Below are 16902 nucleotides of genomic sequence, written 5' to 3'. Positions count from 1 at the left end.
CTTGGAACTTCAGTTCCTTGCGGGACATAGTTTTTGCGTTAAGTTGACACCAATGACCAGAGGCTATCTCCTATAGACGCATTAGCTTGGATTAATCAAATCAGCGATCGCCTTTACCAATACATCTGGATCTACTGGTTTAGAAATATGCATTTGAAATCCTGCTGCTAATGCTTGCTGCTGATTCATTTCCCCTGCATAAGCTGTCAGAGCGATCGCTGGTACGCTTCCTCCTTGTTGGGGCGATCGCGATCGCACTTCACGCATCAGCATATAACCGTCTGTCTTTGGCATTCCAATATCACTAATTAAAACATCTGGTATGGACTCAGAAAGCGCTTGTAGTGCTTCCTGTGCTGATGCTACTGCGGTTACTTCTACACCGTAGTCTTGCAAAATGAAGGTAACTAAATCGCGGATATCTGGTTCATCATCCACAACCAGAACTTGAGTGTCTGAAAGAAGCGAGGATTCCGCCTGACAATCTGAAGACTGATTTTCCTCACGCCAAACCTGTTCATTTCTGACTAGAAGTGGTAGATCAACAGTGAAAGTTGCACCCGCTTCTTCTCCCAAACTTTCGGCTTGAACTTTTCCCCCATGCATTTCTACAACCTTACGCACGATCGCCAATCCTAAACCTAGTCCACCAAACGTCCGTGTAGTAGTGCCATCAGATTGACGAAAGTAATCGAACACATAAGGCAAAAAGTCTGGGCTAATTCCCTTACCTGTATCGCTGACCTGAATTTGAACCTGGTTAGCAGCTTCCATGAGTCGAATTTCTACCCGTCCTCCTCTTGGTGTAAATTTTACCGCATTGGAAAGTAGATTCCACACAACTTGTTGAAGTCGATTTGGGTCGCCCATAACTTGTCCCAAATTGGCATCAAATATGGTCTGAATTTGAATTGACTTGGCTTCTGCTGCTAGTTTTACTGTTTCTAGTGCTGCTTCAACTACCATTACCAAGTTTACTGGACAGATATTCAAGTTTAATTTTCCTTGGAGGATGCGAGACACATCCAACAAATCTTCAATTAGCTGGGTTTGTAACTTGGCGCTGCGTTCAATGGTTTCTAAAGCGTGGTTAGTAGTTTTTTCATCAAACTTGCGAGTCCGCAGCATTTTCGACCATCCCAGGATGGGATTGAGTGGGGTTCGCAGTTCATGGGAGAGAACTGCTAGAAACTCATCTTTAATTTTGTTGGCAATTTCCGCTTGTTTGCGTGCTGTCCTTTCGCATTCTAGTAGGCGATCGCATTCTTTTTCAGCCGATTTGCGATCGGTAATATCCAATACAAAAGCCACACCATGTTCTTGAGAGTCATTCAATAAGGCTATCCCCAAAACAATTGGTACTCGCTTTCCGTTGCGATGGATGTACTCTTTCTCAAAAATTCTGGAAACTCCAGTGGTTTGCACTTCCAAAAGGGCGCGATCGTCTAAATCCTGATACTCAACAGGAGTAAGTTCTCGCCAATTAATTCTACCTAAAGTGGCAAACTCATCACGAGTGTAGCCAGCTAATTGCAGAAAGGCATCATTGGCATCAATCACAAAGCCATGCACATTCCAAAAAGCGACCCCGATCAAATTAGATTCAAACAAACGCCGAAATCGCGCTTCACTTTCACGTAATGACTTTTCTGCCCGTTTGTGTTCAGTAATATCACGAGAAACGGTGATTACGCCTTCAATAGTTTGGTCAAGATTGCGTAATGGTGTGAGGATATATTCATAAAAATGCAACCCATTGGTGGTAAGACATTCGCACTCATCTTTGATTGGCTGCCCAGTTTCCATCACAGCTTTTCGTTGACTATCTACCTGCATTATCAGGTCTGCGGGTAAATCTAATTCTGGCAAAGTTTTTCCAATAATATCTTGGGGTTTTAAACCTAATACAGTAGCTCCATCACTGCTGACATACTGATAGCAACCTTGGCGATCAAAGATGTAAATATGATCCACTGAAGCAGTAAGAATAGCATTTAAAATATTTGCCTGTTCTTGGACTTGGGTTGTTAGTTCGCGAGTACTTGCTTCAGCCTGCTTGCATACAGTAGTTTCCATACAAACGCCAATCATTCGCACCGCTTGTCCCTGATCGTCATAGATAAATTTTCCCTTGGCAGAAATCCAATGTGGACTTTGGTCTGAGCGAACTATACGAAATTCATCGTTGTAATCAGTTTTGTTTGCCAAAGCGTGAGCGATCGCTTCCATGACAAATGGCTTATCTTCAGGATGAATACACTTCAAAAAGCCTTCATAAGTGCCGTCAAAACTGCCCGGAAGTAGACCAAAAAGCACTTCATGATTTTCAGACAAAATTACTTGATTGGTAACAATATTCCAATCCCACAAGCCCATTTGAGAAGCATCTAGGGCTAGCTTCAGCCGTTCTTCATTCTCCCTAAGAACTACTTCTACTTGCTGTCGCTCCACAATTTCTTGTTGGAGTTGTTGTAAAATTACTGCCACATTTATCGGTAGATTCAAAACTATCGATGTATCCTTCTCAATCTGCCACTCGACAACTTGAATATGGGAATCTTCTACTTCTAATGGCAGCTTTCTCTTTAGTTCTCTTAATTGCTCCTCAAGTGCTGCTTGCCTTTGTTGATAATATATTTCTGATTGCTCTAACTCTGCTACACGCTGCCGCAGAACTGTTAAATCATCAGTAATTTGAAAGTTAATTTTATCAACATTTGGCATTTTTTACACCGATTATACTTAATAGCATCACCTTGAAGAGTAGGCATACCCTAGTCTAATAATTATGTATTTTTTAGCTCAAGAACGCAATCCATCAAAAGGCACATAAATTCAAAATTCAAAATATTACCACAGCAATTATTCTAGCTATTAACTATATACTTTCTTCTGCAAACGTAGCTTAGGTATTTCAGCCAAAAGACATATAACAATCCCAAATGACTTGTGAAAATGCGCGATGTCCAGATCCCCGACTTCTTTGAGAAGTCGGGGATCTAATTTTTCACGAATGATTTCGGATTGCTATATATAAGTTCCATTGAAGAAGAATTCAGAAGTCAGAATTCTATTGTCAAAAACTTTTAAAACATCCTCTAAGTAGCTAAAGAAAGTTTATCGCTTCAATCGCATGAAAGCCGCGCCAATTAATAATCCCACAACCTGCCCTAAAAAAACAACACCCGATTGATTTACGCCGACAGGAGGAATATTTAAACTACCTATACCATAAAATAATTGTTGCACAAACCACCAAAATATATAGAAAAATGCTGGCAGTTCGATGGGGATATACAAGATTATTAGTGGCAAAACTGTGTCAATCCTAGCTTTAGGAAACTTCATCACGTATGCTCCTAAAATAGCTGCGATCGCACCATTTGCCCCAATCAACGGTACTGTCAAATTCGGTTCAGCTAGTATTTGCAATACCCCTATCATCACACCAGCTGCCAGATAGAATCCCAGATAGCGTCTATGTCCCAGAATATTCTCGACAGTCTTGCCAAAAACCCACAAAAATAGTAGATTTCCCAATATTTGGCTAAAACTGCCGTGCAAAAACATTCCAAAAAGTAGTGAAAATACTCGCCAAATTACAATTATCCAAGCAGCAGAGTTCAAAAAGAGAGCATTTGTAACTGCTCCAGTAATCTGAGCAGGAATCACACCCCAACTACTGATAAAATAACCTAATTGACCACTAAATTCTAGTTTAAGTTCCCATAAAAATACAGCCAGGTTAATGCCAATCAACCAGTAATTAATAATCGGCTTATTTCGACAACGAATATTATCACTAATAGGAATCATATAGATTTGTCATTGGGCATGGGGCATTGGGCATGGGGCATGGGACGATAATCAATAGTTTTTCTTCCTATTCTTCTCTTCTTCCTCATCTTCTTCATCTCCCCACTCCTTAACCTGTGGCAAGATTGAAATCAGATCGCATCGCACTTAAGTAGGCAAACGAGATGCTGGGAAACACACTTGTAGGAAGATACCAAATTATTAGGAACTTGGGAGGTGGGGGTTTTGGTGAAACTTTTGTGGCTTGTGATACCCAATTACCTGGTTCACCTCCATGTGTCGTAAAAAAACTCAAACCCCAGGCAAGCGATCCAGTAACTTTGGAGACAGCTAGGCGTTTATTTGATACGGAAGCACAAGTTCTGTATAAATTAGGAACTCACGATCGCATCCCCCAACTTTTAGCTTATTTTGAGGAGAATGCCGAATTCTATCTTGTACAAGAATTGATCGAAGGCGATGACCTGAGTCAAGAAATAACACCAGGCAAAACCTTAAGTCAAGAGCAAGTAATTTCACTTTTAGAAGAACTTTTGGCAATCTTAGAATTTGTCCATCAACAGAATGTAATTCACCGTGATGTCAACCCCCGAAATATTCTCAGACGCCAACCAGATGGCAAATTGATTTTAATTGATTTTGGTGCAGTTAAACAAATTGCGACTCAAGTGATTACTCCTCAAGGTCAAACACAGGCTACAGTTGCTATAGGTACGCCTGGATATATTCCTGGAGAACAAGCTCATGGTACGCCAAAATTAAGCAGTGATATTTATGCTGTGGGAATAATTGCTATTCAAGCTCTCACAGGATTATCACCAGAGGAAATAGTAAAAGATGCTGAGACTAATGAAATTATCTGGCATAATCAAGCCACGGTAACGCCAGAATTTGCTCAACTCTTAGATAAAATGGTCTGCTACGACTTTCGGCAACGCTATCCTTCGGCAACGATGGCGTTAAAAGCGCTGAAAGAGTTAACGCAACCACCCGCACCGACAATAGCTTTAAATCCTATTTCTCCACCAAAAAATATAAACAAACCTCAACCAAAAAAAGGCATTCTGGGTAAAGTTTTACTAGCGATATTTTTCATTGGTGTTAGTGGAATAGCATCAATATTGATTTGGAATCACATTAATTCAAATAATGCCATAGAATTATCTAAACAAGGAAATACCCTTTTTGATTTGCAACGCTATCAAGACGCGCTAGCAGTATACGAAAAAGCTGTTAATATTCGACCAAATCATGCTCAAGCCTGGAATGGTCAAGGCAAAACGCTGTATAAATTAAAAAAATACAAAGAAGCATTAGCGGCGTATGATAGAGCAATTCAAATTCGGCCAGATTATTTTGAAGCTTGGAGCGGACGGGGTTTTGTGTTGGGAAGTTTACAGCGATATCAAGAAGCGATCGCCTCTTTTGACAAAGCTTTACAATTAAATAATGACAACTCAGAAATCTGGAATGCTAAGGGTGAAGCTTTCAGTAATTTAAAACAATATGACCAAGCGATTCAATCTTATGAAAAGGCGATTGAACTCAAACCAGACAATTATCAAGCTTGGTACAAAAAAGGATTAGCGCTACAGAATTCTAAGCGATATGAAGAAGCGATCGCAGCATATCAAAAAGTCGTTGAATTAAAACCAGACTACGAAGAAGCCTGGTATAACCGGGGAAATTCACTAGTCAATTTGCGACGCTATCAAGATGCATTTACTGCTTATGATAAAGCAGTGCAATACAAGGCAAATTATTATCAATCTTGGTTGTCGAGAGGTAATGTCCTGCTGAATTTACAACGTTATCCAGAAGCAATCGAATCTTTTAATCAAGTAATTAAATACAGCCCCAGAAACTATCAAGCATGGTATAACTTGGGTTGGTCGCTGCATCAAAACCAACGCTATGAAGAAGCAATAAAATCTTATAATAAAGCAGCAACAATTAAGCAAAATGACTATCAAGTTTGGTATAATATAGGGAATTCACAATACATTTTGCAGAAATACGAAGATGCGATCGCGTCTTATAATAAGGCAGTTCGTTATAAACCAGACCATTCCGAAAGCTGGTATAGCAGAGGCAATGCCCTATTAAATTTGAAGCGGTATCGAGATGCGATCGCTTCTTACGATCAAGCAATAAAATACAAGTCTAATTACCAACAAGCAATAGATGGTCGCAACCAAGCCCAAATTCAACTGCAAGGTGAAAAACCACAGCCGATAATTGTGCCAATTATCCCCGCTCCTAATCCTACAAATTCACCGCAGACAACACCCTAGTAGCGCAAGGGGTAATTCGTAATTCGTAATTCGTAATGACGTCAGGGATGGCTTATTTATGCCGTGCGTTACTAGTATTCTGCTGCTGGGGTTTTACGCTCGATTATAAAAACATCCCAAATTTTCTTGTGGGATGGGTGTCCCCACCACTGGTGTCAACTTAACGCGAAACCGCACGTCCGCCAGGGATTGTAAATCTTAAGTTGACACCAGTGGTGTCTCCACCCGTCCCAATACGGTTAGGTTAAGGCGGAAAGGTGAATTCAAACCTTTTCCCTTTACCCAATACGCTTGGGTTAAGGGCTAATAGTACAAAATTGTGGGTTTTAGAGACGCGATAAATCGCCGTCTCTACAAGTGTTTTGGTCTTCCCCGCTAACTGAAAAGTATTGTCTTAACTCCCCCTCTTCTCTTGCCGTTCTTTGAGTTTCAGCATGATTTCTGCGTGCATCTCGCGGGTAATTGGGTAAAAATACGTTAAAATCAAGCCAAAAATCAAACAAACTGTAGGTATAGGCCCAACAGCGATGCGAATAGCAAACAGTGCCGATTCTGGTTGGATAGGTAGTGGACTTCCGGCTACAGATTCTTTGAAACCCGATACTTGCAAAGCATTTCCTACCAAAAACAGCCCGAAAGCTAAACCGAACTTTTGTAGCAAAACCATGAAGCCATAAAAAATACCTTCTCTACGTTGTCCAGTTTGGAGTTCATCTAGTTCAATTACATCTGGAATCATCGACCAAGGAATTAGATAAGCTGTGGATACACCAACACCCGCCATGACAGCCATCACATACATCAAAACTATTTGACCAGGCTGTAAGAAAAATAGTCCGGCGGCTGCTATTATCCATAAACTCATTCCTAGAAAATAAACAATTTTTTTGCCAACTTTTTTACTCAACGCACCCCAGACAAATAGCATCAGCAGGGCGGTTCCTTGGACTGCAATCAGGACTGTGGGTACATCTGATTCTTTAAGACCCATACAATTGACTACAAAATAGGGAATAATGCTGGCTGTAATCTGCACACCTAGCCAAGAACAAAGATATATACCAATAACAAATAAAAAAGGTCGGTTGCTAAAGACAATTTTTAGCTGTTCAAAGAAGGGGAGAGATGCGGGTTCCTCGACTTGGATGCGTTTGGCCTCAAAAGCCAAGATGCGATCGCGGACTCCAAAAACGCACCAATATAAGCCTAAAATCGAAATTACCGTACAAACTGCTGCTAAAACAAGATATTGTTGTTGGCGATCGCTAATTTGAGAAAAAACAATTTGCGTTAAAATCAACGACAGAATACTGCCGCCAATAGAAAATGTAAAGCGATAGCTATTAAGACTGGTGCGTTCGTCATAATCTTGAGTTAGTTCTGGAGTCATCGCCGTATAAGGCAAATTCACAACCGTGTAAAATACCTGAGATATCACTCCAATCACGACGTAATACCAGAACAGCGGCCAAAGATTATCACTCTGATTTGCACTAAATTGCGGTACAATCCACTGCAAGAAAAAGAAAATTCCAAAGGGGATTGCTCCATAAAACATCCAAGGAAGACGACGACCCCAACGACGAGATTTAGTTTTATCAGTCAGGAACCCGACAAGCGGATCATTTATGCCATCCCAGATTTTGCCAATCATCAAAATACTGCCAGCTAAACCCGCAGGTATACCAGCGACATTTGTGAAGAAAACCAGCAGAAAAAAGACGGAGATATTGGCAGTAATTGCCGGCCCTAAATCTCCCGCACCGTAAGCTAGCTTTGTTTTTATGTCGAGTTTTTCACTCTTAGGATCTCGTTGGGCATCGCCAGCAGCAGAATCGTTCATAATAACTTGCGCTCATACTAAAATAAAAAGTTTGTAATTGCCTTCAATACTAGCTATCTACCACTCCCGTTAGACTTATGCCAGACCTTTATGTTTCTTGGCCAGATTATCACCAAAAAATTGAACAACTGGCTATTCAGATTTATCAATCCAGTTGGGAATTCAACCAGATTATCTGTCTTGCCAGAGGAGGACTACGAGTTGGAGATATTCTTTCCCGTATATATGAGCAACCACTGGCAATTTTAGCAACCTCATCTTACAGTGGCCCCGGCAAGCAAGAAAGAAGTAATTTAATTTTCTCCCGCCACTTGACAATGACTGCCGAAAAATTAGGTTCGCGCATTCTCCTAGTGGATGACTTAGTAGATTCTGGGATAACACTGCAACAGACTATACCTTGGCTCAAGGAAAATATTGATTTCCCCATTGAGGAAATTCGCACCGCCGTTCTTTGGTATAAAGCTTGTTCAGTTATAGCACCCGATTATTATGTTGATTATTTAGCTGAAAACCCCTGGATTCACCAACCCTTTGAACACTACGAGCAGATGAACATCGCAGAACTTGCGGGTAAGGTCAATCAACCGTGTTGATAAATATATACACAAAGTGAATTTCACAGCCACTCATGCTCGACCAGATTTCTTAAATATACAATTTTTGTAAAGTATTGGTCACTTTTTAGATTTTAGCGATCGCTCGTCAAATCGTTGAAAACCGACCGGACTTTACGCGAAACTAGAGATGGTGGCAAAAAAAGTAAAATCACTCTCGGATAATTAAAAATGAAATCAGCACACGAACGCGAACAATTAATTAAAGATATCAACGTACTACTAAACCAAGCTTATGACAGTACTTTAGATGAGATTTACGCATTACTTCAAAAAATCGAAGATGAAGAGGAAGAGGAAGATTTAAAAGCCTATGAGCTTGCAAAAAAATCTGCTGATATTGATGGCTCAGTGTCATGGGAGGAAGCTAAAAAAGAACTAAAACAAGAAATAAAAAAGGAAGTTGCGTGAGTTATAAAGTTGAAATCTTAAAGGGAGCATTAAAACAACTTAAAAATTTATCGCCAGAACTTCAAAAACGCATACAAGTTCAAATTGATGATTTAGCCATAGAACCCCGTCCAAACGGGGTAAAAAAGCTAAAAGGTAAAGAAAATGCCTATAGGATTAGACTAGGTGATTATCGACTTATATACGATATTTTCGATGATATTCTAGTGGTGAATGTTGTAGAAGTTGGACATCGTAGCAAGGTTTATAACGATAAAAGTTAGGACTAATTAATTCTTGATAATTTTAGGTACTTTTAGTGCTTGTTTGTCAATTATTTATGCTTACTAAGGAAGAAGCAAAACTCTTTTATCGTGGTAATATGAAAAAATTAAATGATTTGTTTTCATTATTGGCGGCAAAAATATCAATGTGGAACCTAACAATTTAACTCTCCAAACTTAGGACTCCACCACCCTTTTAACGTATTGAAATAAGCCACATCTTTATGTTTGGTATCCTTACGGGATTGTGGGTCAGAACATCGCAACATTTTCTTATTCTGCCCCTCTTTGATATAACTGTACTCCTCTAGAGCTTTCTTACATACCGGGCAGGGATATTCAGTAATCTTAACGGGAGGCTTTTGTTGATTCTCAGCTTGGACTGTTTTAGTTTGTGGTGGCTGCCAAGTTTTGTTAAAGTCGCTCCAAAATAGCACAACATTTTCACAGCCTTTTGTGCATTTGAGGAAATATTTCTTTTTAACTTTAGTACTCGGAATTTTGGTGAGAAAATTTTTGCATTCAGGACATCGCGTCTTGGAAGTTTCATATTTGCGCTCAGTTATCACATTAACTTTACCTGTCGGAGAACTCGCAACTACAGTTTTAGCTTTGGTGAGTGCTGGGACAAAGTAATTCTGATTCCAACTAGTTAAATAATGCTGCCAAGAATTTTTTCCTTCGGAAATGGCATCAAGAGCATCTTCCATTTTCGCTGTGAATTCCGCCTCTAGTAAATCAGGCAGTGCTTTGAGCAAAAACGCATCAACTTCTAACCCTAATGCTGTCGGTTGCAGATGGTCTTTTTTCAATTCGACATAATTGCGTTTTTTTAAGGTAGCAACAGTAGGAGCATAAGTACTTGGGCGACCAATTCCTTTACGTTCCATCAATTGCACTAATTTTGGTTCACTATAACGAGGTGGTGGCTGCGTCTGTTTCTGCTCATGTCCAGCATTGTCCAGTTTCAATGCTTGTCCCTGTTGTAATGAAGGTAAAATACTATCCTTGCTGAGATTATTCCAGTAGCGGGCATAACCATAAAATTCAATTACTTGTCCTCTGGCTGACCACAGTAGGGAACCAGACTGAGTAATCACCAAAGTTTTACGCAATTGAGCAGCCCGACACTGAGAAGCAATTGACCGTTTCCAGATCATCACATACAAATTAAACTCATCATCAGGAAGTTCTAAACGCAACTGAACTGAGGGACGAAACACATCTGTTGGACGAATCGCTTCATGTGCTTCTTGAGCCGATTTGCTACTGCGATGCTTGGCGACTTGCTGCGGTACATTCTGCGGATCATTTTGCTCTAACCATTTACGGGCGCTGGCACAAAATTCTGGACTCAGCATTACTGAGTCTGTTCGCATATATGTTATCAGCCCAGCTTCATAGAGCTTTTGGGCTACAACCATAGTTTTGTCGGGAGCAAACCTCAACTTTGAACCGGCTGCTTGCTGAAGGCTGGAGGTTGTAAATGGTGGCGGTGGCTGGCGGTTAGCGATTTTTCCTTCAAAATGAATCACCTGATGAGGATGCCGCTGTGCTTCTTCAACTAAACGTGTAGCCTCTGCTTCGGAAAGAACACGTTTAGACTCCGGTGTTTCTGGACTATTACCCACTTTCGCGTCATCATGAGTTTCATTTTCTTGGTCTGCCGCATCTTTTGCAGAATCCACCGCCCCTTTGTAAAAAGCCCGAAATCCTTCCGCATAATCTACCCAAACACTCCAGTAATCTTGGGGAACAAACGCCAGAATTTCGTTTTCTCGCTGACAAATTAGGTGCAACGTGGCGCTTTGGACTCTGCCAACACTCTTAGCGCCGTTATTCAATGCCCAAACTAAAGGGCTACCCTTGTAACCCACCAGCTTATCTAGACAATCTCGACACAGCCCAGCACCGATTAAGTTTTGGTCTAGCTTTCTGGGATTAGCGATCGCACTCTGTACCGCTGATGCTGTAATCTCAGTATAAATTACTCGTTTCGGTTCCCTTAAACCCAGCGTTTCTTTCAGGTGCCAAGCGATCGTTTCGCCTTCCCGGTCTGGGTCTGTTGCTAAGACAACCTCATCAACCTGCCTCACCGCAGACTTGAGCTTCTGGATTGTTTCTTTCGCTCGTTGGTCACGCGGAACGTAATTGCATCGGACATTACTGCCATCCATGACGAAGCCCAAGGAATCGTCCCCTTCATTGCTGAGTTCTCGGATGTGACCACAACTGGCGAGAACTTTCCAATCCGAACCCAGAATTTGACTGAGTTTTTTGACTTTTCCTGGAGATTCCACCACAAGCAGGCGTTTGATCATAGCAACTGCGTTCTAGATTTTGAGCAATAAACTGGCGATCGCAATGAGCGATGGCTGCGCTAACGCCAAGGGCGATCGCCTATCTTCGTCATCTGGATTTTTTAGAATACTGTACCAAAAAGCTTTGAAAATTGCTGAACTCTGAAGTAATTTTCTTGTACTTAAACCTTTGCTTTACTTCTAAGTGTGTAGCGTCAGCTTTTGCAACAAAACCGCTATCGTCCGGTGCAGGCGTTTATTATGCTGCATACCTTAATAACAGTACATCTGTACAGGGTAAAAACAATCTTATAGTTTAGCATCTTCAACCAATTATTGCTACTCTTAAAGCAGTAAATTACTATTTATTCACAATTTTTTGTCTGAAGCTTAAACTTCATCCTATGCTTATTGAATTTAGTGTCGGTAACTACAGATCGTTTAAAGAGCAAGTCACCTTTAGTATGGTGGCAGCAAACCTTGTCGCAAAAGACAAAAAGCTCGACGAAAAAAACGTTTTTGAAATAGATGATGATTTAAAAGTACTTAAAAGCGCCGCAATATACGGTGCAAATGCTAGTGGTAAAAGTAATTTGGCTACAGCTTTAGGTTTCATGAGATGGTTTATGATTAATTCTTCTAAAGAGACTCAAAGCACGGAAAAAATAGGTGTTGAGCAGTTTAAACTCAGCACTGAAACCGAAGAAAAGCCATCTTTTTTTGAAATCGTATTTTTAATAAATGGCAAAAGATATAGATATGGTTTTGAGGCAACTATTGAAAAAGTTATCTCGGAATGGTTATTTTTTGTTCCTAAATTAAAAGAAACTAAACTTTTTGAGCGGAAACTGAATAAGATTAGTGTTTCTAAAAGACTTAAAGCTGATGGTATTCAACAGAAAACAAGACATAATGCCCTCTTCTTATCTGTATCTGCTCAATTTAATGTCGAAATTGCAGAAATCATATTGGATTGGCTGACAAATAGAGTCAAAATTGCCTCTGGTTTAGATGATAGTGGCTATCAAAGATACACAGTTAGTTGTTTAACGAATAATAAAAATAAGGATGAAATTTTTCAATTGCTCAAAAAATTAGATTTGGGATTTTCCGATGTCAAGGTAAAGGAAAGTGAAATAACTGCTGATTTGTGGCCTAAAGAATTCCCCGATGAAATAAAGAATTACATTATAAAAAATGGGATGGCAAAAGTAACATCAGTTCAAACTACGCACCAAAAATTTGATGGGGAAGGAAATCCTGTATCTACAGAGATATTTGATTTAAACAATCAAGAATCTGAAGGAACTCAAAAAGTATTTGCTTTGGCAGGGCCTCTTGTTGATACACTGAAAAACGGTAAAGTCCTAATTATTGATGAATTCGATGCTAGAATTCATCCTTTAATCAGCCGTGCAATTGTGGAATTATTTAATTCCAATGAAACGAATCCAAATAATGCTCAGTTAATATTCATGACCCACGATACAAATTTGCTTAACAATAAACTTTTTCGTAGAGATCAGATTTGGTTTACTGAAAAGAATAGATATGGTGCAACAGATTTATACTCTTTAGCAGAATACAAGATACCTGACGATGCCTCATTTGAGAGTGATTATATTCAAGGTAGATATGGCGCAATTCCATATATTGGGAATTTGAATCATCTAATCGACTCTCATGGCTAAAACAAAAGCAAACTCTCGTGGATATTCACCAAGAAAAGTTAATACTAGGGATGTCAAGCAGAGATTCTTAATTGTATGTGAAGGAGCGAAAACTGAACCTAACTACTTTAGAAGTTTTCGTGTTCCTAAGAATGTTGTCGAAATAGACGTGCAGGGTTTAGGAGAAAATCCCAGCAAATTAGTTCAAAGTGCCAAGGAACTTAATAAGCAAGAAGGCTACGATCAAGTTTGGTGTGTATTTGATCGTGATTCTTGGACTACAGAAGATTTTAATAACGCTATTAAAAATGCTGAAAATCTTCTTAAACGATATAATCCTCACATTCCAGCCAAAGACAATCCATCAACAACGGTGCATTTATTAGTGCAGGAACTCAACAAGTTTATTCTGTAAAGAAACTTTGAGTTGCTAGACAACTAAAAACCCAGCTTCTCTATGAAAACCGGGTTTTTAAGTAATTGTTAACTTATTTCTGGGCAGTACAACAGGGCAATAAAGGCTTATTTACAACTTCTTTTATGTCTACTGAATTCAAAAACTCTTCCCAATATTTTTGAACTTCGGGATCGTTAGGACGCTGGCGGCGTAAATTAGCTAAAGTTCTCAGAGAATCTTCCCAAAATCCAGCTGTGGCAAATAAAACTGCACGATCCAAGTCTGTGTTTGGTTGGTTTAACTGAAGAGATAGGTTTTCATCTTGCGATCGCACAATTGTACCTTCTACATACGAGTCTTTATCGCGGTTATTAGGATCACAAATCATCGAAAAAGTCCAATTATACTCTTTACCGATTTGTAGAGATGGCTGATCAATAGGTAAATTTACACTCACAATACCATTCTGCCCAACAGGTTTGAAAGTTCCCTTATACAATGGGTCAATGCTATCATCATCCCGCAAAACAAATTCTAGTGCTTCTACTGTTATTGAGGTTTGAGGAATGTAAAAAAAGAATGTGGGACGCTCTGCTGTGGTTCGTTGAGCTTCCTTATCTGTTGGTGTCAGGGGAATAATATATTGTCCAATTGGAAAACAATTTCCCCGTGTTCCAGCCGACCTTACCCTACCAGGTCTACCTGGAACAAAAGCGATCCGATTTCTACCGCGTTGAATATAACCTGTAACATTTCTAATTGCAGAAGTAGCATATCTATCTCCAGGACGTAGCCGCTCTGCTTGCTGAAAATTCAATAAAGCTTTTCTATAGTTTCTCCGTTTGGTTTCATTATAACCAAGTTGCATATATTGGGTGTAAGCAGATTTGGCTTGTGCCAGTTGGTAAGCTGACTCTGTTGCCAAAACCTGAGTAGTGCTTACAGACTCGAAGGGGAGAAATGCTAAAGCAGCAAGCAGATAGCTTGCCCAAAATCTATATTTCATGATATTTATGTCCACTTGTAGTACATTGCTTGGGTATATATAATACAATAGCTCAAGCTTTGCAGTGGCAAGACTTTGTATGTGCTACTTTGTGGGAAGGCTGAGGAAGTCTTCTGATTTTTTCCAACAAAATTCCCGACTTCTTAAAAAAGTCGGGAATGTGAGCCTTTAGATTTTCACTAGTCTAAAGTTGATTAATGAGGTACAGCCAATTGTTCATCGGCTACCTGAGCATTATCAGCAACAATTGTGCGGAATAAATCGCCTTCAATTGTCTCTTGTTCTACTAGCAAATCTACTAAACGTTCCAAAACTACACGGTTTTCTTCCAAAAGTTCTTTGGACTTGATGTAGGAATTGTTAACAATTTCGCGCACCTGAGAATCAATTTTGGCGGCAATTTCCTCAGAATAGTCTGATTTATTCATCCAGTCGCGTCCTAAAAATACCTCTCCTCCACTCTGATTTTCTAAGGACAATGGGCCTAATTCTGACATCCCGAAGCGTGTCACCATCTGCCGCGCCATCCCTGTCACATGTTGCAAGTCATTGCTTGCACCTGTGGTCACTTCTGGCTTACCAAAAACGATTTCCTCGGCGGCGCGACCACCCAAAGTAGCAGTAATCCTAGCTTTGAGTTGGGAACGGGAAATTAACCCCTGTTCTTCGTTGGGAGTAAACCAAGTTAATCCCAGTGCTTGTCCCCGTGGAATTAATGTAACTTTCTGCACAGGGTCATGGTCTTTGAGCAATGTACCCACTAAAGCGTGTCCAACTTCATGATAGGCAATCAAACGCTTGCTCTTGCTGTCTACCAAGGCAGTACCTTCCATACCTGCAACAACTCGGTCTACAGCCGCATCAATTTCTAAAATGGTGACAGCTTCTTTGCGTCTCCTCGCAGTGAGAATGGCAGCTTCGTTGAGTAAGTTAGCTAAGTCTGCGCCAGTAAAACCAGGTGTGCGACGAGCGATCGCTTCTAATGATACGCTAGGATCAATTTTCTTATTCCGAGCGTGGACTTTCAAAATTTCCAATCGCCCTTTGAGATCCGGTGCATCCACCATCACTTGTCTGTCAAAGCGTCCCGGTCTGAGTAACGCTGTATCTAAAACATCTGGGCGGTTAGTGGCAGCAATAATAATGATGCCTGTATTACCTTCAAAACCATCCATTTCAGTGAGCAGTTGATTGAGGGTTTGTTCGCGCTCATCGTTCCCGCCACCGATACCAGTCCCCCGTTGTCTACCTACTGCGTCAATTTCATCAATAAATATTAGGCAAGGAGCATTCTCTTTAGCTTTTTTGAAGAGGTCGCGCACGCGAGATGCACCCACACCAACGAACATTTCCACGAATTCTGAACCGGAAATACTGAAGAATGGTACAGCTGCTTCACCTGCGATCGCTTTTGCTAGTAAAGTTTTACCAGTACCCGGAGGGCCAATTAACAGCACTCCTTTGGGAATACGTGCGCCTACAGCAGTAAATCTTTCCGGCTGTTTTAAGAAAGTAACAACTTCTTCGAGGTCTTCTTTAGCTTCTTCAACCCCAGCGACATCTTCAAATTTAACTCCAGTTTTTGCCTCCATTTGGAAGCGAGCTTTGGATTTGCCGAAATTCATCGCTTGGCTAGAAGCATTGGTAGAGCGCCGGAGGAACAACAGCATTAAAGCCACCAGTGGCAAAATCCACATCAAATTAATTAACAGCCCAACAGCAGCTCGACTATTAGCAGAGGAAACTTCACCAAAATCAACATTCCTCTCTTTAAGAATGTTAATTAACTCTGCATTTTGCGCCAAAAGTCTCACCTGTTGCGGTGGTGTATTCTCCTTTTGCCCCTTGAGATAAACTTTTGCTAGCTGTTCAGCTTCGTCAAGCTCTACTCTTTCAACTTCTCCCGCCTTCACTTTCTTGATCAACTGGCCATAATTTAGAGGGGTGCTCTCTGCTTTTTGTGCCATGACAGGAGTACTACCGAAAATTACTGGCAACATAATTAAACTAGCTGCGATGCCTACAGCGGGTTTTGCCAACGCACTAACCCAAGCAACGCGCTTTGACGACTGACTTTTTATCAATGCTTTTTTTCCCAAATTTGTCATAATAGTTACCCTTTGTCTGCTGGCACAAGTTTGAGCGCTGGTTTATGCCTATTCTTCTATTAAAAATTGTAATAACTGGAAATTACACTTTTCTTATCTAGTCTAACTTCCACACAAAATCATTCCCAAGTTTCTTCAGGCTATTCCTTCCTCCATCCACAGCTACGGTGTACACAC

13 protein-coding genes are annotated in these 16902 nt (G+C 40.4%); 7 read left to right on the top strand and 6 right to left on the bottom strand.

Annotated features, from left to right (window positions below; genetic code table 11):
* Positions 1-81: 81 nt before the first annotated feature.
* Both RRG12_RS25335 and RRG12_RS25330 read right to left on the bottom strand, forming a co-directional pair.
* Complete coding sequence (locus RRG12_RS25335) at positions 82-2724, bottom strand: PAS domain S-box protein (protein ID WP_420761062.1); 2643 nt, start codon at positions 2722-2724, stop codon at positions 82-84.
* A gap of 393 nt (positions 2725-3117) precedes the next feature.
* Positions 3118-3816: a rhomboid family intramembrane serine protease gene (locus tag RRG12_RS25330; RefSeq protein WP_420761061.1), complete on the bottom strand. Its 699-nt coding sequence runs from the start codon at positions 3814-3816 to the stop codon at positions 3118-3120.
* Positions 3817-3980: 164 nt separating this feature from the next.
* Here RRG12_RS25330 and RRG12_RS25325 point away from each other — a divergent pair, with 164 nt between their 5' ends.
* Positions 3981-6110: a tetratricopeptide repeat protein gene (locus RRG12_RS25325; protein WP_420761060.1), complete on the top strand. Its 2130-nt coding sequence runs from the start codon at positions 3981-3983 to the stop codon at positions 6108-6110.
* A 394-nt stretch (positions 6111-6504) separates the two neighbouring features.
* Here RRG12_RS25325 and RRG12_RS25320 read toward each other — a convergent pair whose 3' ends face one another.
* Positions 6505-7953: an MFS transporter gene (locus RRG12_RS25320; protein WP_420761059.1), complete on the bottom strand. Its 1449-nt coding sequence runs from the start codon at positions 7951-7953 to the stop codon at positions 6505-6507.
* A 77-nt stretch (positions 7954-8030) separates the two neighbouring features.
* Between RRG12_RS25320 and RRG12_RS25315 the strand changes: the two genes are divergently transcribed.
* The 3 genes from RRG12_RS25315 (at position 8031) to RRG12_RS25305 (ending at position 9244) form a co-directional block, all read left to right on the top strand.
* Positions 8031-8549, top strand: coding sequence for a phosphoribosyltransferase (locus RRG12_RS25315; protein ID WP_069069984.1), 519 nt, complete (start codon positions 8031-8033; stop codon positions 8547-8549).
* Between the two features lie 192 nt (positions 8550-8741).
* Positions 8742-8981: a hypothetical protein gene (locus RRG12_RS25310; RefSeq protein WP_069069985.1), complete on the top strand. Its 240-nt coding sequence runs from the start codon at positions 8742-8744 to the stop codon at positions 8979-8981.
* Positions 8978-9244, top strand: coding sequence for a type II toxin-antitoxin system RelE family toxin (locus RRG12_RS25305; protein ID WP_420761058.1), 267 nt, complete (start codon positions 8978-8980; stop codon positions 9242-9244). The genes RRG12_RS25310 and RRG12_RS25305 overlap by 4 nt, the downstream gene beginning before the upstream one ends.
* 155 nt (positions 9245-9399) lie before the next feature.
* On the opposite strand, the gene topA is transcribed toward RRG12_RS25305, so the two are convergent.
* Positions 9400-11565: a type I DNA topoisomerase gene (gene topA / locus RRG12_RS25300; protein WP_420761057.1), complete on the bottom strand. Its 2166-nt coding sequence runs from the start codon at positions 11563-11565 to the stop codon at positions 9400-9402.
* A gap of 19 nt (positions 11566-11584) precedes the next feature.
* Here topA and RRG12_RS25295 point away from each other — a divergent pair, with 19 nt between their 5' ends.
* The 3 genes from RRG12_RS25295 (at position 11585) to RRG12_RS25285 (ending at position 13629) form a co-directional block, all read left to right on the top strand.
* Positions 11585-11710: a hypothetical protein gene (locus RRG12_RS25295; RefSeq protein WP_420761056.1), complete on the top strand. Its 126-nt coding sequence runs from the start codon at positions 11585-11587 to the stop codon at positions 11708-11710.
* A 238-nt stretch (positions 11711-11948) separates the two neighbouring features.
* On the top strand, positions 11949-13235 hold the full coding sequence (locus RRG12_RS25290; protein WP_420761055.1) for an AAA family ATPase: 1287 nt from the start codon (positions 11949-11951) through the stop codon (positions 13233-13235).
* The gene (locus tag RRG12_RS25285; RefSeq protein WP_420761054.1) at positions 13228-13629 is read left to right on the top strand and encodes an RloB family protein; all 402 of its coding nucleotides are present in this window, start codon (positions 13228-13230) and stop codon (positions 13627-13629) included. Before RRG12_RS25290 ends, RRG12_RS25285 begins: the two co-directional genes overlap by 8 nt.
* A 73-nt stretch (positions 13630-13702) precedes the next feature.
* Here RRG12_RS25285 and RRG12_RS25280 read toward each other — a convergent pair whose 3' ends face one another.
* Entirely contained in the window at positions 13703-14617 is a 915-nt protein-coding gene (locus RRG12_RS25280) for a DUF928 domain-containing protein (RefSeq protein ID WP_420761053.1), read from the bottom strand.
* 194 nt (positions 14618-14811) lie between these two features.
* Positions 14812-16725 (bottom strand): ATP-dependent zinc metalloprotease FtsH, encoded by a 1914-nt coding sequence (gene ftsH / locus RRG12_RS25275; protein WP_069069989.1) that lies wholly within the window; start codon positions 16723-16725, stop codon positions 14812-14814.
* Between the last annotated feature and the right edge of the window lie 177 nt (positions 16726-16902).

The organism is Nostoc sp. CALU 546 (assembly GCF_048836525.1).
Note: the sequence above shows the minus strand (reverse complement) of the source record. Positions and strands in the feature narration are given on the sequence as shown.

Excerpts from the sequence above, each read along its gene's own strand:
- RRG12_RS25335 (WP_420761062.1), bottom strand. The coding sequence starts at position 2,724 with ATGCCAAATGTTGATAAAATTAACTTTCAAATTACTGATGATTTAACA.
- RRG12_RS25330 (WP_420761061.1), bottom strand. The coding sequence starts at position 3,816 with ATGATTCCTATTAGTGATAATATTCGTTGTCGAAATAAGCCGATTATT.
- RRG12_RS25325 (WP_420761060.1), top strand. The coding sequence starts at position 3,981 with ATGCTGGGAAACACACTTGTAGGAAGATACCAAATTATTAGGAACTTG.
- RRG12_RS25320 (WP_420761059.1), bottom strand. The coding sequence starts at position 7,953 with ATGAACGATTCTGCTGCTGGCGATGCCCAACGAGATCCTAAGAGTGAA.
- RRG12_RS25315 (WP_069069984.1), top strand. The coding sequence starts at position 8,031 with ATGCCAGACCTTTATGTTTCTTGGCCAGATTATCACCAAAAAATTGAA.
- RRG12_RS25310 (WP_069069985.1), top strand. The coding sequence starts at position 8,742 with ATGAAATCAGCACACGAACGCGAACAATTAATTAAAGATATCAACGTA.
- topA (WP_420761057.1), bottom strand. The coding sequence starts at position 11,565 with ATGATCAAACGCCTGCTTGTGGTGGAATCTCCAGGAAAAGTCAAAAAA.
- RRG12_RS25290 (WP_420761055.1), top strand. The coding sequence starts at position 11,949 with ATGCTTATTGAATTTAGTGTCGGTAACTACAGATCGTTTAAAGAGCAA.
- RRG12_RS25285 (WP_420761054.1), top strand. The coding sequence starts at position 13,228 with ATGGCTAAAACAAAAGCAAACTCTCGTGGATATTCACCAAGAAAAGTT.
- RRG12_RS25280 (WP_420761053.1), bottom strand. The coding sequence starts at position 14,617 with ATGAAATATAGATTTTGGGCAAGCTATCTGCTTGCTGCTTTAGCATTT.
- ftsH (WP_069069989.1), bottom strand. The coding sequence starts at position 16,725 with ATGACAAATTTGGGAAAAAAAGCATTGATAAAAAGTCAGTCGTCAAAG.